Origin of the sequence: Streptomyces sp. NPDC048337, from assembly GCF_043201175.1 — a bacterium.
Taxonomy (GTDB): Bacteria; Actinomycetota; Actinomycetes; order Streptomycetales; family Streptomycetaceae; genus Streptomyces.
Window position 1 is genome coordinate 98,364 of the sequence record NZ_JBICYR010000015.1, and the last position, 14,385, is coordinate 112,748.

The 14,385-nt window shown below is 70.4% G+C and carries 15 protein-coding genes; 11 read left to right on the forward strand and 4 right to left on the reverse strand.

Annotated features, from left to right (window positions below; translation table 11 throughout):
- Positions 1 to 4: 4 nt before the first annotated feature.
- The 3 genes from ACGFYU_RS23585 to ACGFYU_RS23595 all read right to left on the reverse strand — a co-directional run bounded on the left by ACGFYU_RS23585 (position 5) and on the right by ACGFYU_RS23595 (position 3,014).
- On the reverse strand, positions 5 to 1,138 hold the full coding sequence (locus ACGFYU_RS23585) for a hypothetical protein (protein WP_393829286.1): 1,134 nt from the start codon (positions 1,136 to 1,138) through the stop codon (positions 5 to 7).
- Positions 1,139 to 1,308: 170 nt separating this feature from the next.
- Entirely contained in the window at positions 1,309 to 2,091 is a 783-nt protein-coding gene (locus tag ACGFYU_RS23590; RefSeq protein ID WP_393829287.1) for an ABC transporter permease, read from the reverse strand.
- The gene (locus ACGFYU_RS23595) at positions 2,088 to 3,014 is read right to left on the reverse strand and encodes an ABC transporter ATP-binding protein (RefSeq protein WP_393829288.1); all 927 of its coding nucleotides are present in this window, start codon (positions 3,012 to 3,014) and stop codon (positions 2,088 to 2,090) included. The genes ACGFYU_RS23590 and ACGFYU_RS23595 overlap by 4 nt, the downstream gene beginning before the upstream one ends.
- 118 nt (positions 3,015 to 3,132) lie before the next feature.
- On the opposite strand from ACGFYU_RS23595, the gene ACGFYU_RS23600 reads away from it, so the two are divergent.
- The 11 genes from ACGFYU_RS23600 to ACGFYU_RS23650 all read left to right on the forward strand — a co-directional run bounded on the left by ACGFYU_RS23600 (position 3,133) and on the right by ACGFYU_RS23650 (position 13,555).
- Positions 3,133 to 3,927 carry a formate/nitrite transporter family protein gene (locus ACGFYU_RS23600; protein WP_393829289.1) on the forward strand — a complete coding sequence of 265 codons (795 nt, stop codon included), beginning with the start codon at positions 3,133 to 3,135 and terminating at the stop codon, positions 3,925 to 3,927.
- 101 nt (positions 3,928 to 4,028) lie between these two features.
- Positions 4,029 to 4,790, forward strand: a complete 762-nt coding sequence (locus ACGFYU_RS23605) for a helix-turn-helix transcriptional regulator (protein WP_393829290.1) — start codon at positions 4,029 to 4,031, stop codon at positions 4,788 to 4,790.
- Positions 4,787 to 6,202 (forward strand): Fe-S cluster assembly protein SufB, encoded by a 1,416-nt coding sequence (gene sufB / locus ACGFYU_RS23610; protein ID WP_393829291.1) that lies wholly within the window; start codon positions 4,787 to 4,789, stop codon positions 6,200 to 6,202. Before ACGFYU_RS23605 ends, sufB begins: the two co-directional genes overlap by 4 nt.
- A gap of 77 nt (positions 6,203 to 6,279) precedes the next feature.
- Positions 6,280 to 7,458: a Fe-S cluster assembly protein SufD gene (gene sufD / locus ACGFYU_RS23615; protein ID WP_393829292.1), complete on the forward strand. Its 1,179-nt coding sequence runs from the start codon at positions 6,280 to 6,282 to the stop codon at positions 7,456 to 7,458.
- A complete protein-coding gene (locus tag ACGFYU_RS23620; protein ID WP_053785806.1) occupies positions 7,458 to 7,775 on the forward strand; it encodes a bifunctional 3-phenylpropionate/cinnamic acid dioxygenase ferredoxin subunit in 318 nt (105 codons plus the stop codon). Before sufD ends, ACGFYU_RS23620 begins: the two co-directional genes overlap by 1 nt.
- Positions 7,776 to 7,782: 7 nt before the next feature.
- Positions 7,783 to 8,547 (forward strand): Fe-S cluster assembly ATPase SufC, encoded by a 765-nt coding sequence (gene sufC, locus ACGFYU_RS23625; protein ID WP_393829293.1) that lies wholly within the window; start codon positions 7,783 to 7,785, stop codon positions 8,545 to 8,547.
- Positions 8,544 to 9,800, forward strand: coding sequence for a cysteine desulfurase (locus ACGFYU_RS23630; protein ID WP_393829294.1), 1,257 nt, complete (start codon positions 8,544 to 8,546; stop codon positions 9,798 to 9,800). Before sufC ends, ACGFYU_RS23630 begins: the two co-directional genes overlap by 4 nt.
- Positions 9,801 to 9,822: 22 nt before the next feature.
- Positions 9,823 to 10,284 carry a Fe-S cluster assembly sulfur transfer protein SufU gene (sufU, locus tag ACGFYU_RS23635; protein WP_030027090.1) on the forward strand — a complete coding sequence of 154 codons (462 nt, stop codon included), beginning with the start codon at positions 9,823 to 9,825 and terminating at the stop codon, positions 10,282 to 10,284.
- Entirely contained in the window at positions 10,281 to 10,625 is a 345-nt protein-coding gene (locus tag ACGFYU_RS23640) for a metal-sulfur cluster assembly factor (protein WP_030027092.1), read from the forward strand. Before sufU ends, ACGFYU_RS23640 begins: the two co-directional genes overlap by 4 nt.
- A gap of 147 nt (positions 10,626 to 10,772) precedes the next feature.
- Positions 10,773 to 12,197, forward strand: coding sequence for a DUF3616 domain-containing protein (locus ACGFYU_RS23645; RefSeq protein WP_393829375.1), 1,425 nt, complete (start codon positions 10,773 to 10,775; stop codon positions 12,195 to 12,197).
- Entirely contained in the window at positions 12,194 to 13,555 is a 1,362-nt protein-coding gene (locus ACGFYU_RS23650; protein WP_393829295.1) for a hypothetical protein, read from the forward strand. Before ACGFYU_RS23645 ends, ACGFYU_RS23650 begins: the two co-directional genes overlap by 4 nt.
- Here ACGFYU_RS23650 and ACGFYU_RS23655 read toward each other — a convergent pair.
- Positions 13,542 to 14,354 carry a hypothetical protein gene (locus ACGFYU_RS23655; protein ID WP_393829296.1) on the reverse strand — a complete coding sequence of 271 codons (813 nt, stop codon included), beginning with the start codon at positions 14,352 to 14,354 and terminating at the stop codon, positions 13,542 to 13,544. The two genes, ACGFYU_RS23650 and ACGFYU_RS23655, sit on opposite strands and share 14 nt — an antisense overlap.
- Between the last annotated feature and the right edge of the window lie 31 nt (positions 14,355 to 14,385).

Here is a 14,385-nt window from a genome sequence, read left to right on the forward strand (position 1 = left end):
AGTTTCACGAGGGGGTGCCCGCCGGGGCGTCGGGTCCGGCGAGCAGCCGGAACCTGGCCCCCGCCGGGTCGCCCTCCGCATGCCACCACAGATGGATCCGCCACTGGCCGCCGTCGCCCGGATGCCGCGCCGAGCCCATGAACCCGCGTACCAATTCAGCCCCTACGTCCTGCGCCGTCCGGTTCCTCACTTCTGTGGCGCTGTGCCATGGATGGTCCTGTACGGTCCACAGTCCGTCAGGACCGCGCACGTCGAAGCGCCACACCGCGAGCCAGGGGGTCACCTCCAGCATCGTGCGCACCTGCTCGGCGCCCAGGTGCAGCCGGGCCGCGATCTCGGGCTCGGCCACCCCCTGGATGCGGGCGGCCACCACGGCCTGGGGCAGCAGCCGTTCGGGCAGCAGACCCTGGGCGCGCAGGCCCGCCAGGGAGTCGAAGGACAGGAAGCGCAGGCGCAGTTCCAGCTGGCGGCCGATGTGGTCGAGGGCCTCCTCGGCCTCCTGGGCCTCCTCGGCGGCCGGGTTCGCGAGCAGCAGCTGCCGGAAGTCCGACTCCGCGTCCACGGCCCAGGCCACCGCCTCCTCGGCGAAACCCAGCTCCGCGAGCCGGTCGCCGAGGAACACCTTGGCCTGGGCCAGGCCCCTGCGGTTGACCGGATCGTGCTGGTCGAGCCCCGTCCACACCCCGACCGCGGTGCGGGTCAGGTCACGGGCGCGCTCGCCCGCCGCCCGCTCCATGGCGCTGGGCCCGTCCGTGGCGGCCGGGCCCAGCGGATGCCTCGGCAGCCGGTCCGCGTCGCTCAGCGGCCAGGACAGCCACACCCCGTGGTTGATCAGCCCCCGGGCGTACCAGCGGGCGAACTCGGGGGAGTGGGCGGCCGCGCGCTCGGAGCTGCGCAGCCCCTCCTCGATGGTGGCGAGGGCGGACGCGCGGTCCCCCTCGGCGAAGCGCAGGGCGGCGCGGTCGGCGAGGCGCAGGCCCAGCAGGGCGGTGCACCGCGGGTCGTCCGGGTGGGTGCGCAGGGCGCCGATCAGCTCGTCGAGCAGCCGCTCGCGCTCCCGCGGCTCCGCGTGCGCGGCCCCCGCGCGCACCCGTGCCCATTGCTCGTCCAGCCGCAGAACGGCCTCTCGCTGCGCCATGCCCGCCCCCCGGCTTCGTGCGTGATGACAGAGACACTAGTGGAGTAAGGCTATCGTGGCAGCGAGTAACCGGGTGGGTCTCAACCCGGTTGGCGTTGATCGCGTGAGAGTCGGCCGCCTGCTGGGTGGTCGAGCGGTGTGAGCCAAGAATCACCCTCCGCTTTGCGAGGTCAATCCCAGCGGAAGAACTTCGCGGCGGTGCCCAGGCCGAGCACCGCCCAGACCGCCAGCACGGCCGCGTCGCCCCACGGCAGGGCGGCCCCGTGCTGGAGCACCTCGCGCAGTCCGCCGGACAGGGCCGAGATGGGCAGCAGTTCCAGCGCGGAGCGCACCGCGTCCGGGAACTTGTCCAGCGGCACGATCACCCCGCCGCCGACGAGCAGCAGCAGGAAGACCAGGTTGGCGGCGGCCAGGGTCATCTCGGCCTTGAGCGTGCCCGCCATCAGCAGCCCCAGCCCGGAGAACGCGGCGGTGCCGAGCAGGAGCAGCGCGGCGACGGAGAGCGGGTCGCCGTGCGGGGTCCAGCCCAGCGCGAGGGCGATCACCGTCAGCAGGGCGACCTGGAGCACCTCGGTGACCAGCACGGACAGGGTCTTCGCGGCCATCAGGGCCCAGCGGGGCAGCGGGGAGGCCCCGAGCCGCTTGAGGACCCCGTAGCGCCGGTCGAAGCCGGTGGCGATGGCCTGGCCGGTGAAGGCGGTGGACATGACGGCGAGCGCGAGGACGCCGGGGGCCAGGAAGTCCACCGACTTGCCGGCGCCCCCCTCTTCAGTGGGCACAGTGATGATGTCGACGGCCGAGAACAGGACCAGCAGCAGCGACGGGATGATCACGGTCAGCAGCAGCTGCTCCCCGTTGCGCAGCAGCATCCGGGTCTCCAGGGCCGTCTGCGCGAGGATCATGCGGGAGACGGGGGCCGCCCCCGGGCTGGGGGCGAACGTACCGGCGCTCATGCGCGCAGCTCCTTACCGGTCAGCTCCAGAAAGACGTCTTCGAGGGTGTGCCGCTCCACGGAGAGGCTGTCCGGCATCACCCCGTGCTGGGCGCACCAGGAGGCGACGGTGGCCAGCAGCTGCGGATGCACGTCGCCGGTGACCCGGTAGACGCCCGGGGTGAGCTCGGCGGCCTGGGTGCCGTCGGGGAGCGCCTTCAGCAGCGAGGCCAGGTCGAGGGAGGGGCGGCCGGTGAACCGCAGGGTGTTCTCGGCGCCGCCGCGGCACAGCTGCTCGGGGCTGCCGTGGGCGATGACCTTGCCGGCGTCCACGATGGCGACCTCGTCGGAGAGCTGCTCGGCCTCGTCCATGTGGTGGGTGGTGAGGACGACCGTGACCCCGTCGGATCGCAGCTCCCGTACGAGGTCCCAGGTCGCGCGGCGGGCCTGCGGGTCCAGGCCGGCGGTGGGCTCGTCCAGGAAGACCAGCTCGGGGCGGCCGACCACGGCCATGGCCAGGGCGAGGCGCTGCTGCTGGCCGCCGGAGAGCCTGCGGTAGACGGTGCGGCCGCAGCCGCCGAGGCCGAGGCGTTCCACCAGGGTGTCGACGTCGAGCGGGTCGGCGTACAGCTTGGCCATGTGGCGCAGCATTTCGACGGCGCGGGCCCCGGAGTAGACACCTCCGGACTGGAGCATCACGCCGACGCGCGGGCGCAGCGCCTCCGCCTGGGCGACGGGGTCGAGGCCGAGGACGCGGACGGTGCCGGCGTCGGGGCGGTGGTAGCCCTCGCAGGTTTCCACAGTGGTCGTCTTGCCCGCGCCGTTGGGACCGAGGACCGCGGTGACGGAGGCCCTTCGGACGGTGAGGTCCAGGCCGTCCACCGCGGTCTTGGCGCCGTACCGCTTCACCAGTCCGCGGATCTCCACGGCGGGGTCGTTGCTCATGGTGGCCCAGTCTACGGAGCCCCGAAGGGGGTCCTAGGTCCCGGGGTCGAGGGGTGACGTGCCCGCTCATTCATGACCTTTTCGTACGGGTCGGGGGAGGGCGCGCACCTAGCGTCGAATGGTGAACAGCATCGCTCAGAACGTCGAAGCCACCTCGGGGCAGGCCGAGCACAAGGCCCATGACCTGGGGCATCCGCCGCGCTACTTCGTCTCCGCGATGCTCGCGGGCGCGTACATAGGGATCGGCGAGGTGCTGCTGCTGGTGGCGATCTCGCCGTTCGTGGCCCAGGGCTCGGCGGCGGTGAAGCTGCTGGAGGGCGCGGTCTTTCCGATCGCCCTGACCATCGTGATGTTCGCCGGCGCGCAGCTCTTCACCAGCAACGTGATGGTGATGCTGGTCGGTGCGCTGTCCGGGCGGACCGGGCTGCGGGACCTCGTCACCTCGTGGGCCCTGTCGCTCGGCGGCAACCTGACCGGGGCCTTCGCCTTCGCCGCGATGGTGCACGCCTCGGGAGTGACCTCCTCGCCCTCGGCGCGGGCCATGCTCGCCGAGATGGTGCACGGGAAGACGGCGCTGGGCGGCGGTCAGCTCTTCTGGCGTGCGGTCCTGTGCAACATGCTCGTCTGCCTGGGGATCTGGATGTTCACGCGGGCCCGCGGGGATGCCGCCAAGATTTTCGTTCTGTGGCTTCCGGTGGCGGTGTTCGTGGCCGTGGGATTCGAACACTGCGTCGCGAACATGGCTCTTTTCAGCCTGGCGGTCCTGGACGGGTCAGCCGGTTTCAGTGATCTTTTCCGGAACCTGATGTTTACCGTGCCGGGAAACATCGTGGGCGGAGGTTTGCTGGTGGGAGCCGTTTACTGGTTCACCGGAGGCGCCCGGCGCGAACGCGGAGTGTTCCCTTCCGCATAACTCTGTGTCGATAAATAAGGTAACCCTTAGTGATGGAGGCCACCAGGGGTGGCGTCCATCACGGCTTGTCGGGGCGCGATTAATTACGCAACAATGGTGTTGTGAAATACGGCGAACGGCAGAACGAGGCCCCCCAGGGGGAGCTCGCCACCGGGGAGCGGTCAACCCGCAACCGAGTGGCGCGCTCGATCCTGGACCACGGTCCGTCCACCGTCGCCGACCTCGCCCAGCGCCTCGGCCTCACCCAGGCCGCCGTCCGCCGCCACCTCGACACGCTCGTCGCCGACGACGTGGTCGAACCCCGTGAGCAGCGTGTGTACGGTGCGCGCACCCGGGGTCGGCCCGCCAAGGTCTTCGCGCTGACCGACTGCGGACGCGACGCTTTCGACCAGTCCTACGACACGCTCGCCGCGGACGCCCTGCGCTGGATCGCGCAGTCCGTCGGCGGAGGCGACCGGGGAGAGGCGGCGGTCGCCGCCTTCGCCCGGTCGCGGATGGAAGCGCAGGCCCGCGGCTACCGGGAGGCCGTCGAGGCGGTCGCCCCGGCGGACCGTACGGAGGCCCTGGCCAAGGCGTTGACCGCCGACGGGTACGCTGCTACGGCGAAGAGCGCTCCCGGTCCGCACAGCGGTGAACAGCTCTGCCAGCACCACTGCCCGGTCGCGCATGTCGCCGAGCAGTTCCCGCAGCTCTGCGAGGCGGAGACCGAGGTCTTCTCCCGCCTGCTCGGGACACATGTGCAGCGACTCGCCACGATCGCCCACGGCGACGGGGTGTGCACGACGTTCATTCCGCGTAGCGCGAGCGCCACACAGACCGACACATCAGTATCTGCAAGTACGGCCGGGAGGAACCCCGCATGACCACGGAGACTGCTCACCCTGAGCTCGAGGGTCTGGGCAACTACGAGTACGGCTGGGCCGACTCCGACGCGGCCGGTGCCGCTGCCAAGCGGGGTCTGTCCGAGGAGGTCGTCCGCGACATCTCGGCGAAGAAGTCCGAGCCGGAGTGGATGCTGAACCTCCGTCTCAAGGGCCTCAAGCTCTTCGACAAGAAGCCCATGCCGATGTGGGGCTCCGACCTCTCGGGCATCGACTTCGACAACATCAAGTACTTCGTGCGTTCCACCGAGAAGCAGGCCGCTTCCTGGGAGGAACTGCCCGAGGACATCAAGAACACGTACGACAAGCTCGGCATCCCGGAGGCGGAGAAGCAGCGCCTCGTCGCCGGTGTCGCGGCCCAGTACGAGTCCGAGGTCGTCTACCACCAGATCCGCGAGGACCTGGAGGAGCAGGGCGTGATCTTCCTCGACACGGACACCGCGCTCAAGGAGCACCCGGAGCTCTTCCAGGAGTACTTCGGCACGGTCATCCCGGTCGGTGACAACAAGTTCGCCTCGCTGAACACCGCCGTGTGGTCGGGCGGATCGTTCATCTACGTCCCCAAGGGCGTCAAGGTGGACATCCCGCTCCAGGCCTACTTCCGTATCAACACGGAGAACATGGGCCAGTTCGAGCGGACGCTGATCATCGTCGACGAGGACGCGTACGTCCACTACGTCGAGGGCTGCACCGCCCCGATCTACTCCTCGGACTCGCTGCACAGCGCCGTGGTCGAGATCATCGTGAAGAAGGGCGGCCGCTGCCGCTACACGACCATCCAGAACTGGTCGAACAACGTCTACAACCTGGTCACCAAGCGCGCCGTGGCGTACGAGGGCGCGACCATGGAGTGGATCGACGGCAACATCGGTTCCAAGGTCACCATGAAGTACCCGGCCGTCTACCTGATGGGCGAGCACGCCAAGGGCGAGACCCTGTCCATCGCCTTCGCGGGCGAGGGCCAGCACCAGGACGCCGGATCCAAGATGGTCCACATGGCGCCGAACACCTCCTCGAACATCGTCTCGAAGTCGGTGGCCCGAGGCGGCGGCCGCACCTCGTACCGAGGCCTGGTCGAGATCGGCGAGGGCGCCCACGGCTCCAAGTCGAACGTGCTCTGTGACGCGCTCCTGGTCGACACGATCTCCCGCTCGGACACGTACCCCTACGTGGACGTCCGCGAGGACGACGTCTCCATGGGCCACGAGGCCACGGTCTCCAAGGTCTCCGACGACCAGCTCTTCTACCTGATGAGCCGCGGTCTGACGGAGTTCGAGGCCATGGCCATGATCGTGCGCGGCTTCGTCGAGCCCATCGCGCGCGAGCTGCCCATGGAGTACGCCCTGGAGCTGAACCGGCTGATCGAGCTGCAGATGGAGGGCTCCGTCGGCTAGTCCGACCGCCCGGCATCCCGCAGATCCCTTGTTGACGTAGACCGTGTTCATTGAAGAGAGCGAGCAAGACGACAGCCATGGCTGAGGCTCAGAACATTCCGGCGGGTTCGACCACCGCCGGCGCGATCGCGGTGGCCGCCGAGTCCACCGTCGCCACCCGGATGAGCGCCCCCCCGTCCTTCGACGTGGCGGACTTCCCCGTGCCCCACGGCCGCGAGGAGGAGTGGCGCTTCACCCCGTTGGCGCGCCTGCGTGGTCTCCACGACGGCACCGCGGTCGCCAACGGCACCATGAAGGCCCAGATCGACGCGCCCGAGGGCGTCACCGTCGAGTCGGTGGAGCGCGACGACGCGCGCATCGGCAAGGCGGGCACCCCGGTGGACCGGATCGCCGCCCAGGCGTTCTCGTCCTTCGCCAAGGCCACGGTCGTGACCGTGCCCAAGGAAGCGGTCCTGGCCGAGCCGGTGCGCGTCTCGCTGCACGGCGAGGGCGGCACCACCTTCGGCCACACGGTCTTCGACGTGCAGGCCTTCGCCGAGGCCGTCATCGTCATCGACCACACCGGTGACGGCGTGCGCGCCGCCAACGTCGAGTTCATCGTCGGTGACGGCGCCAAGCTCACCGTGGTCTCCGTGCAGGACTGGGACGACACCGCCGTCCACTGCTCCCAGCACAATGCCCTGGTCGGCCGCGACGCGACCTTCAAGTCGATCGTGGTCACCTTCGGCGGCGACGTCGTACGCCTCCACCCGCGGGTCAGCTACGCGGGCCCGGGCGGCGAGGCCGAGCTCTTCGGCCTGTACTTCACGGACGCCGGCCAGCACCAGGAGCACCGCCTCCTGGTCACGCACGACGCCCCGCACTGCAAGTCGAACGTGGTCTACAAGGGCGCGCTCCAGGGCCAGGACGCCCACGCCATCTGGATCGGTGACGTGCTCATCGAGAAGACCGCCGAGGGCACCGACACCTACGAGATGAACCGCAACCTCGTCCTCACGGACGGCGCGCGGGTCGACTCGGTGCCGAACCTGGAGATCGAGACCGGCGAGATCGTCGGCGCCGGCCACGCCTCCGCGACCGGCCGTTTCGACGACGAGCAGCTCTTCTACCTGCAGGCCCGCGGCATCCCGGCCGACGAGGCCCGCCGTCTGGTCGTGCGCGGCTTCTTCGCCGAGCTCGTCCAGCACATCGGTGTCCCGGACATCGAAGAGCGCCTGATCGCGAAGATCGAGGCCGAACTGGCGGCGGCTGTCTGATGACCTACGTCAAGGCCTGTGCGCTGAGCGAGCTGGAAGAGAACACCCCCAAGCGGGTGGAACTCGACGGCACGCCGGTGTCCATCGTCTCCACCGAGGGGGAGGTGTTCGCGATCAACGACATCTGCTCGCACGCGAACGTCTCGCTCTCGGAGGGCGAGGTCGAGGACTGCATGATCGAGTGCTGGCTGCACGGGTCGTCCTTCGACCTGCGCACCGGCAAGCCCTCCGGTCTGCCCGCGACGCGACCCGTCCCCGTATACCCCGTAAAGATCGAAGGAGACGACGTGCTCGTCTCCCTCACCCAGGAGTCCTGAGGTATCCATGGCAACGCTTGAAATCCACGACCTGCACGTCTCCGTCGAGGCCGAGAACGGCGCCCGCGAGATCCTCAAGGGCGTCGACCTCACCGTCAAGCAGGGTGAGACGCACGCCATCATGGGTCCGAACGGCTCCGGCAAGTCCACCCTGGCGTACTCGCTCGCCGGTCACCCGAAGTACACCATCACCGGTGGCACCGTGACCCTCGACGGCGAAGACGTCCTGGAGATGACCGTCGACGAGCGCGCCCGCGCCGGCGTCTTCCTCGCCATGCAGTACCCGGTCGAGGTCCCCGGCGTCTCGGTCTCCAACTTCCTGCGCACCTCGGCCACCGCCATCCGCGGCGAGGCCCCGAAGCTGCGTACCTGGGTGAAGGAGGTCAAGTCCGCGATGGAGCAGCTCCAGATGGACCCGGCCTTCGCCGAGCGCAACGTCAACGAGGGCTTCTCCGGCGGTGAGAAGAAGCGCCACGAGATCCTCCAGCTGGAGCTCCTGAAGCCGAAGATCGCGATCCTCGACGAGACCGACTCCGGCCTGGACGTCGATGCCCTGCGCATCGTCTCCGAGGGTGTCAACCGCGTCCGCGAGACCGGTGAGGTCGGCACGCTGCTGATCACCCACTACACGCGCATCCTGCGCTACATCAAGCCCGACTTCGTGCACGTGTTCGCGAACGGCCGCATCGCCGAGTCCGGCGGCGCCGAGCTCGCCGACCAGCTGGAGGCCGAGGGCTACGACAAGTACGTGAAGGGTGGCGCAACCGCGTGACACAGCTGCCTGGCCTCCTCGACACCGAGGCGATCCGCAAGGACTTCCCCCTTCTGGATCGTGTGGTCCACGACGGGAAGAAGATCGTTTACCTGGACAACGCGGCGACTTCGCAGAAGCCGCGCCAGGTGCTCGACGCGCTGAACGAGTACTACGAGCAGCACAACGCCAACGTCCACCGCGGCGTGCACGTGCTCGCCGAGGAGGCCACGGCGCTGTACGAGGGCGCCCGCGACAAGGTCGCCGCCTTCATCAACGCGCCGAGCCGCGACGAGGTGATCTTCACCAAGAACGCCTCGGAGTCGCTCAACCTGGTCGCGAACATGCTCGGCTGGGCCGACGAGCCCTACCGGGTCGACCGCGACACCGAGATCGCCATCACGGAGATGGAGCACCACTCCAACATCGTGCCGTGGCAGCTGCTCGCGCAGCGCACCGGCGCGAAGCTGAAGTGGTTCGGCCTCACCGACGACGGCCGGCTCGACCTGTCCAACATCGAAGAGGTCATCACGGAGAAGACGAAGATCGTCTCCTTCACGCTGGTCTCCAACATCATGGGCACGGTCAACCCGGTCGAGGCGATCGTCCGGCGCGCCCAGGACGTCGGCGCCCTGGTGCTGATCGACGCCTCCCAGGCCGCTCCGCACATGCCGCTGGACGTACAGGCGCTCGGCGCCGACTTCGTGGCCTTCACCGGTCACAAGATGTGCGGCCCGACCGGCATCGGCGTTCTGTGGGGCCGCCAGGAGCTCCTGGAGGACCTGCCTCCGTTCCTCGGCGGCGGCGAGATGATCGAGACCGTGTCGATGCACGCCTCGACCTACGCCCCGGCGCCCCACAAGTTCGAGGCGGGTACGCCCCCGATCGCCCAGGCCGTCGGCCTCGGCGCGGCCGTGGACTACCTGACCGCGATCGGCATGGACAAGATCGCCGCGCACGAGCACGCGATCACCGAGTACGCGATCAAGCGCCTCTCCGAGGTGCCCGACCTGCGGATCATCGGCCCCACCACGGCCGAGGACCGCGGCGCGGCGATCTCCTTCGTACTCGGCGACATCCACCCGCACGACGTCGGTCAGGTGCTGGACGAGCAGGGCATCGCGGTCCGCGTGGGACACCACTGCGCGCGCCCCGTCTGCCTGCGCTACGGAATTCCGGCGACGACGCGAGCGTCTTTCTACCTGTACTCCTCTCCGGCCGATGTCGACGCGCTGATCGACGGGCTGGAGCACGTACGGAACTTCTTCGGCTGACGGACGAGGCGACGAGGACGCAGTGAAGCTGGATTCGATGTACCAGGAACTGATCCTGGACCACTACAAGCACCCGCACGGGCGTGGCCTGCGCGACGGCGACGCCGAGGTGCACCACGTCAACCCGACGTGCGGCGACGAGATCACGCTGCGCGTGAAGTACGACGGCGAGACGCTCACCGACGTCTCCTACGAGGGCCAGGGCTGCTCCATCAGCCAGGCCAGCGCGTCCGTGCTGAACGAGCTGCTGGTCGGCAAGGAACTGGCCGAGGCGCAGAAGATCCAGGCTGTCTTCCTGGAGATGATGCAGTCCAAGGGCAAGATCGAACCCGACGAGGCCATGGAGGAGGTGCTGGAGGACGCGGTCGCGTTCGTCGGCGTCTCCAAGTATCCGGCGCGCGTGAAGTGTGCTCTCCTGAGCTGGATGGCGTGGAAGGACGCGACCGCCCAGGCACTGGGCGACGCGGAGAGGAAGACGGCATGACCGAGAACGCGACGCCCGAGGCGTCGACCAAGCCGGCCACCGAGGAAGAGGTCCGCGAGGCCCTCTACGACGTGGTCGACCCCGAGCTGGGCATCGACGTCGTCAACCTGGGCCTGATCTACGGCATCCACATCGACGACGCGAACATCGCCACCCTCGACATGACGCTGACCTCGGCGGCCTGCCCGCTGACGGACGTCATCGAGGACCAGGCGAAGTCGGCGACGGACGGCATCGTCAACGAACTTCGCATCAACTGGGTCTGGATGCCCCCGTGGGGTCCGGACAAGATCACGGACGATGGCCGTGAGCAGCTCCGCGCGCTCGGTTTCAACGTCTGATCGACGCCCGTACAGGGAGGGCCCCCGGCACTGTCGTGCCGGGGGCCCTCCCTGTTTTCCGAGTGGACTGATGCCGTGCACGCGGTGTTGGCCACCGTGGCCGAATCTTCTCGACGGCCGTCACGACGTGACGGCGCACCCGAGAGGATCCTTGTGACCGTTCGTCTTTCACCGGCGGCCCGCTGCGGTGCAGTGGGCGCCGCGGGGGCCGCGGCCCTGCTGGTCGCGGGGCTGACCGCGCCCGCGCACGCGGGGACGGGGGCCGCCCCCGTGACGATAGCCCTGTCCGCCACGCACCTCGGTGGTGCGGTGGGCGCCGTCGGCGACCCGGCCGTGACCGCGGACGTCGAGCAGGCCGGTGTTCCGGCCGGTTTCCTGCGGCTCCAGGTGGTGGCCTCCAGCAATCCGGCCGTGGCCGGTGTGGACGACGTACGGCAGGAGCGCACGCAGGACGGCGACCGGCGGCTGACGGTCCACCCCCGCGCGCGGGGCTACACCGAGCTGACCCTCCAGGTCACGGGGCGCGGCGGGCAGACCGCGACGGCCACCCTCTCCTACGCGGCCTCCGCCCGGGTCGGCGGCGCCCTGGGCACCCGCTACCTGACCGGCTCCTCCGACGCATCCGCCGCGGTGGACGCGGGCGGCGGATACGCGCTCGTCGCCGACGACGAGACCAACGTGCTGCGCCTGTACGACCGTTCCCGCTCGGGCGCCCCGGTGAAGACCTGGGACCTCGGGGCCGCGCTCGGCCTGAAGAAGGAGGTCGACATCGAGGGCGCCGCCCGGGTGGGCGACACCGTCTACTGGACCGGCTCGCTCGGCAACAACAAGGACGGCAAGTACAAGGCCGAGCGGAACACCGTCTTCACCACACGGATCACCGGCTCCGGCGCCGACACCGAGGTCACCTTCGGCAGTGCCTACAAGGGCCTGCGCGAGGACCTGGTGGCCTGGGACGTGGCGAACGGCAACCGCTACGGCTTCGCGGCCGGGACGGCGGCGGGTGAGGTGCCCAAGCAGATCGACGGGTTCAACGTGGAGGGGCTGGAGTTCGCGCCGGGCTCCACGACCACCGCCTACCTGGGCTTCCGGGCCCCGCTCGCGCCCGCCGTCCCCGGCGGGAAGGCGCTGATCGTGCCCGTCACCAACTTCGACCGGGTCCTGGCGAGCGGCGCCGAGCCCGTCTTCGGCGAAGCGATCGAAATGAACCTCGGCGGACTCGCCGTCCGTGACATCCGGAAGAACGCCGCCGACCAGTACCTGATCCTGGCCGGCTCCTTCGCCGCCGACGACAACAGCGACCCGTACGCGCTCTACCAGTGGGACGGCGTCCCCGGCCACGCCCCGCGCAAGCGGGCCGACCTGCCCACCAACGACCCCGGCGGCTGGGAGGCCGTGGTCGACGTACCCGATCTGCGGGTGCCCGGCGCCCGGGTCCAGCTGATCACCGACAACGGCGCCGCCGACCTGTACGGCGACGGCAGGGAAGCCAAGGACCTCGACCACCCCGAGTGGAAGAAGTCCCGGTCCGCCTGGTTCACGCTCAACTTCACCCGTGGGGGTCACCGATGAAGAAGTTCGCCGTTGCCGGTACCGCGGCCCTGCTGGTCGCCGCCGTCGCCGCGCCCGCCCAGGCCGTCACGTACGGGACGCCGACCATCGGACTGTCCGCCTCCTACCTGTCCGGAGCCGTCGGCGCGGTCGGGGACCCGGTGGTCGACGTGACCGTGGGACAGAGCGGAGCCGACGCCTCCGCGCTGACCGTCAGCGCCACGGCGTCGAGCAAGGCCTCGGTCGCCGGCACCGGGGACGTCACCGTCACGGGCACCGGGGCGGTGCGGCAGCTGGCCGTCACCGCACGCGGCCGCGGCTACACCAACCTCACCGTCAAGGTGACCGGGCTGGGCGGCAAGAGCGCCACCAAGACGCTGTACTACGCGGCTTCGGCCGCCGTGCAGAACCCGGCCGACGCGCGGTACCTCTCCGGCTCCTCGGACGCCTCGGCCGCGGTGGACGTGGGCGGCGGGTACGTGGTCGTCGCCGACGACGAGTCCAACGTGCTGCGCCTGTACGACCGTTCCCGCTCGGGCGCCCCGCTGCGGACCTGGGACTTCAGCTCGCAGCTCGGGGTCACCAAGGAGGTCGACATCGAGGGGGCGACCCGGATCGGCGACACCATCTACTGGACGGGCTCGCTCGGCAACAACAAGGACGGCGAGTACAAGGCGCCGCGGAACACGGTGTTCACCACCACCGTGAGCGGATCCGGGACGGGCACGCAGCTCGCGTACGGGCGCTCGTACAAGAAGCTCCGCGAGGACCTGGTGGCCTGGGACGTGGCGAACGGGAACCGCTACGGCTTCGCGGCCGGGACGGCGGCGGGTGAGGCGCCCAAGCAGATCGACGGGTTCAACGTGGAGGGGCTGGAGTTCGCGCCGGGCTCCACGACCACCGCCTACCTGGGCTTCCGGGCCCCGCTCGCGCCCGCCGTCCCCGGCGGCAAGGCCCTGCTCGTGCCGGTGACGAACTTCGACAAGGTCCTGGCGTCCGGGGCCAAGGCGGTCTTCGGGGCGGGCGTCGAGCTCGACCTCGGCGGGCTGTCCGTCCGGGACATCCGCAAGAACGCGGCCGGGCAGTACCTGATCCTGGCCGGGTCCTGGGCCGCCGACGACAATTCCGACCCGTACGCGCTCTACCAGTGGGACGGGGTCCCCGGCCACGCCCCGGTCAAGCGGGCCGACCTGCCGACCACCGACCCGGGCGGCTGGGAGGCCATCGTGGACGTGCCGGACCTGACGGCGGCGGGCGCGCGGGTGCAGCTGATCACCGACAGCGGGTCCGCGGACCTGTACGGGGACGGCACCGAGGCCAAGGACCTGACGCACCCGGAGTGGAAGAAGGCGCGGGCGGCCTGGTTCACCCTGGGGTGACGCCCGGTTCGCGGCGCAGCAGCCGGTCCATGTAGAGCAGGCCCGCGCCGAGTTGGGGGAGGGTCAGCAGCAGGGCCGGGGCCAGCAGGGAGCCGAGTACGCCGAACCAGGACTGGACGGCGTACGCGGCGCCCAGCGCGAGCGCCCCGGCCGGCACCGTGATGCCGAGGGTCCGCCACCAGGCCCCCCGCACCAGGCGGGCCGAGCGGCGCAGGGCCGCCACCGGGCCGAGCACCTCGTACCCGGCGGCCGTGGGCGCCAGGGCGAAGAGGACCCCGAGCCACAGGGCGACCGGGGCGAGGGGCAGCACGGCGAGCGGAGGGAGGCCCACGGCGAGGGCGGCCGCGGCGGGGCCCGCGGCGGCCATCAGGGCCAGCAGCCGGGCCCCGAACACCGCGGGGATCCGGGGCGCGGCGGCCCGCAGCAGCCCGAGCGCGGTGACCGGGCGGCCGAGCACGGCCGGTCGGAGCAGCGCGGTGGCCAGGGCCGTGGCCAGCGCCCATGCGAAGAGCAGGAACAGGGCGGTGGCGGGGACGAGGGTGTAGACGAACGCCCGGCTGCCGGCGGTGCGCGTGAGGGAGGCGAGGGTGGCAGCCCCGGCGACGGCGGCGAGCACGAGCAGCCCGGCCAGCTGGCCCAGGAGCAGCGCGCCGATCAGCCGGCCCCCGTACCGGCCCAGGGTGGTGAGGGCGCCGCCGAGGATCTCCCGCGGCCCCAGCGGCCGCAGGGGTATCACGCCGGGCCGCGGCGACTGCGGGGGCAGCCAGCCGCCGCCCCGGTGGGTCCAGTGCTGCGCCATGCGCGGGCCCCTCTCCGCTGGAGGCGGACAG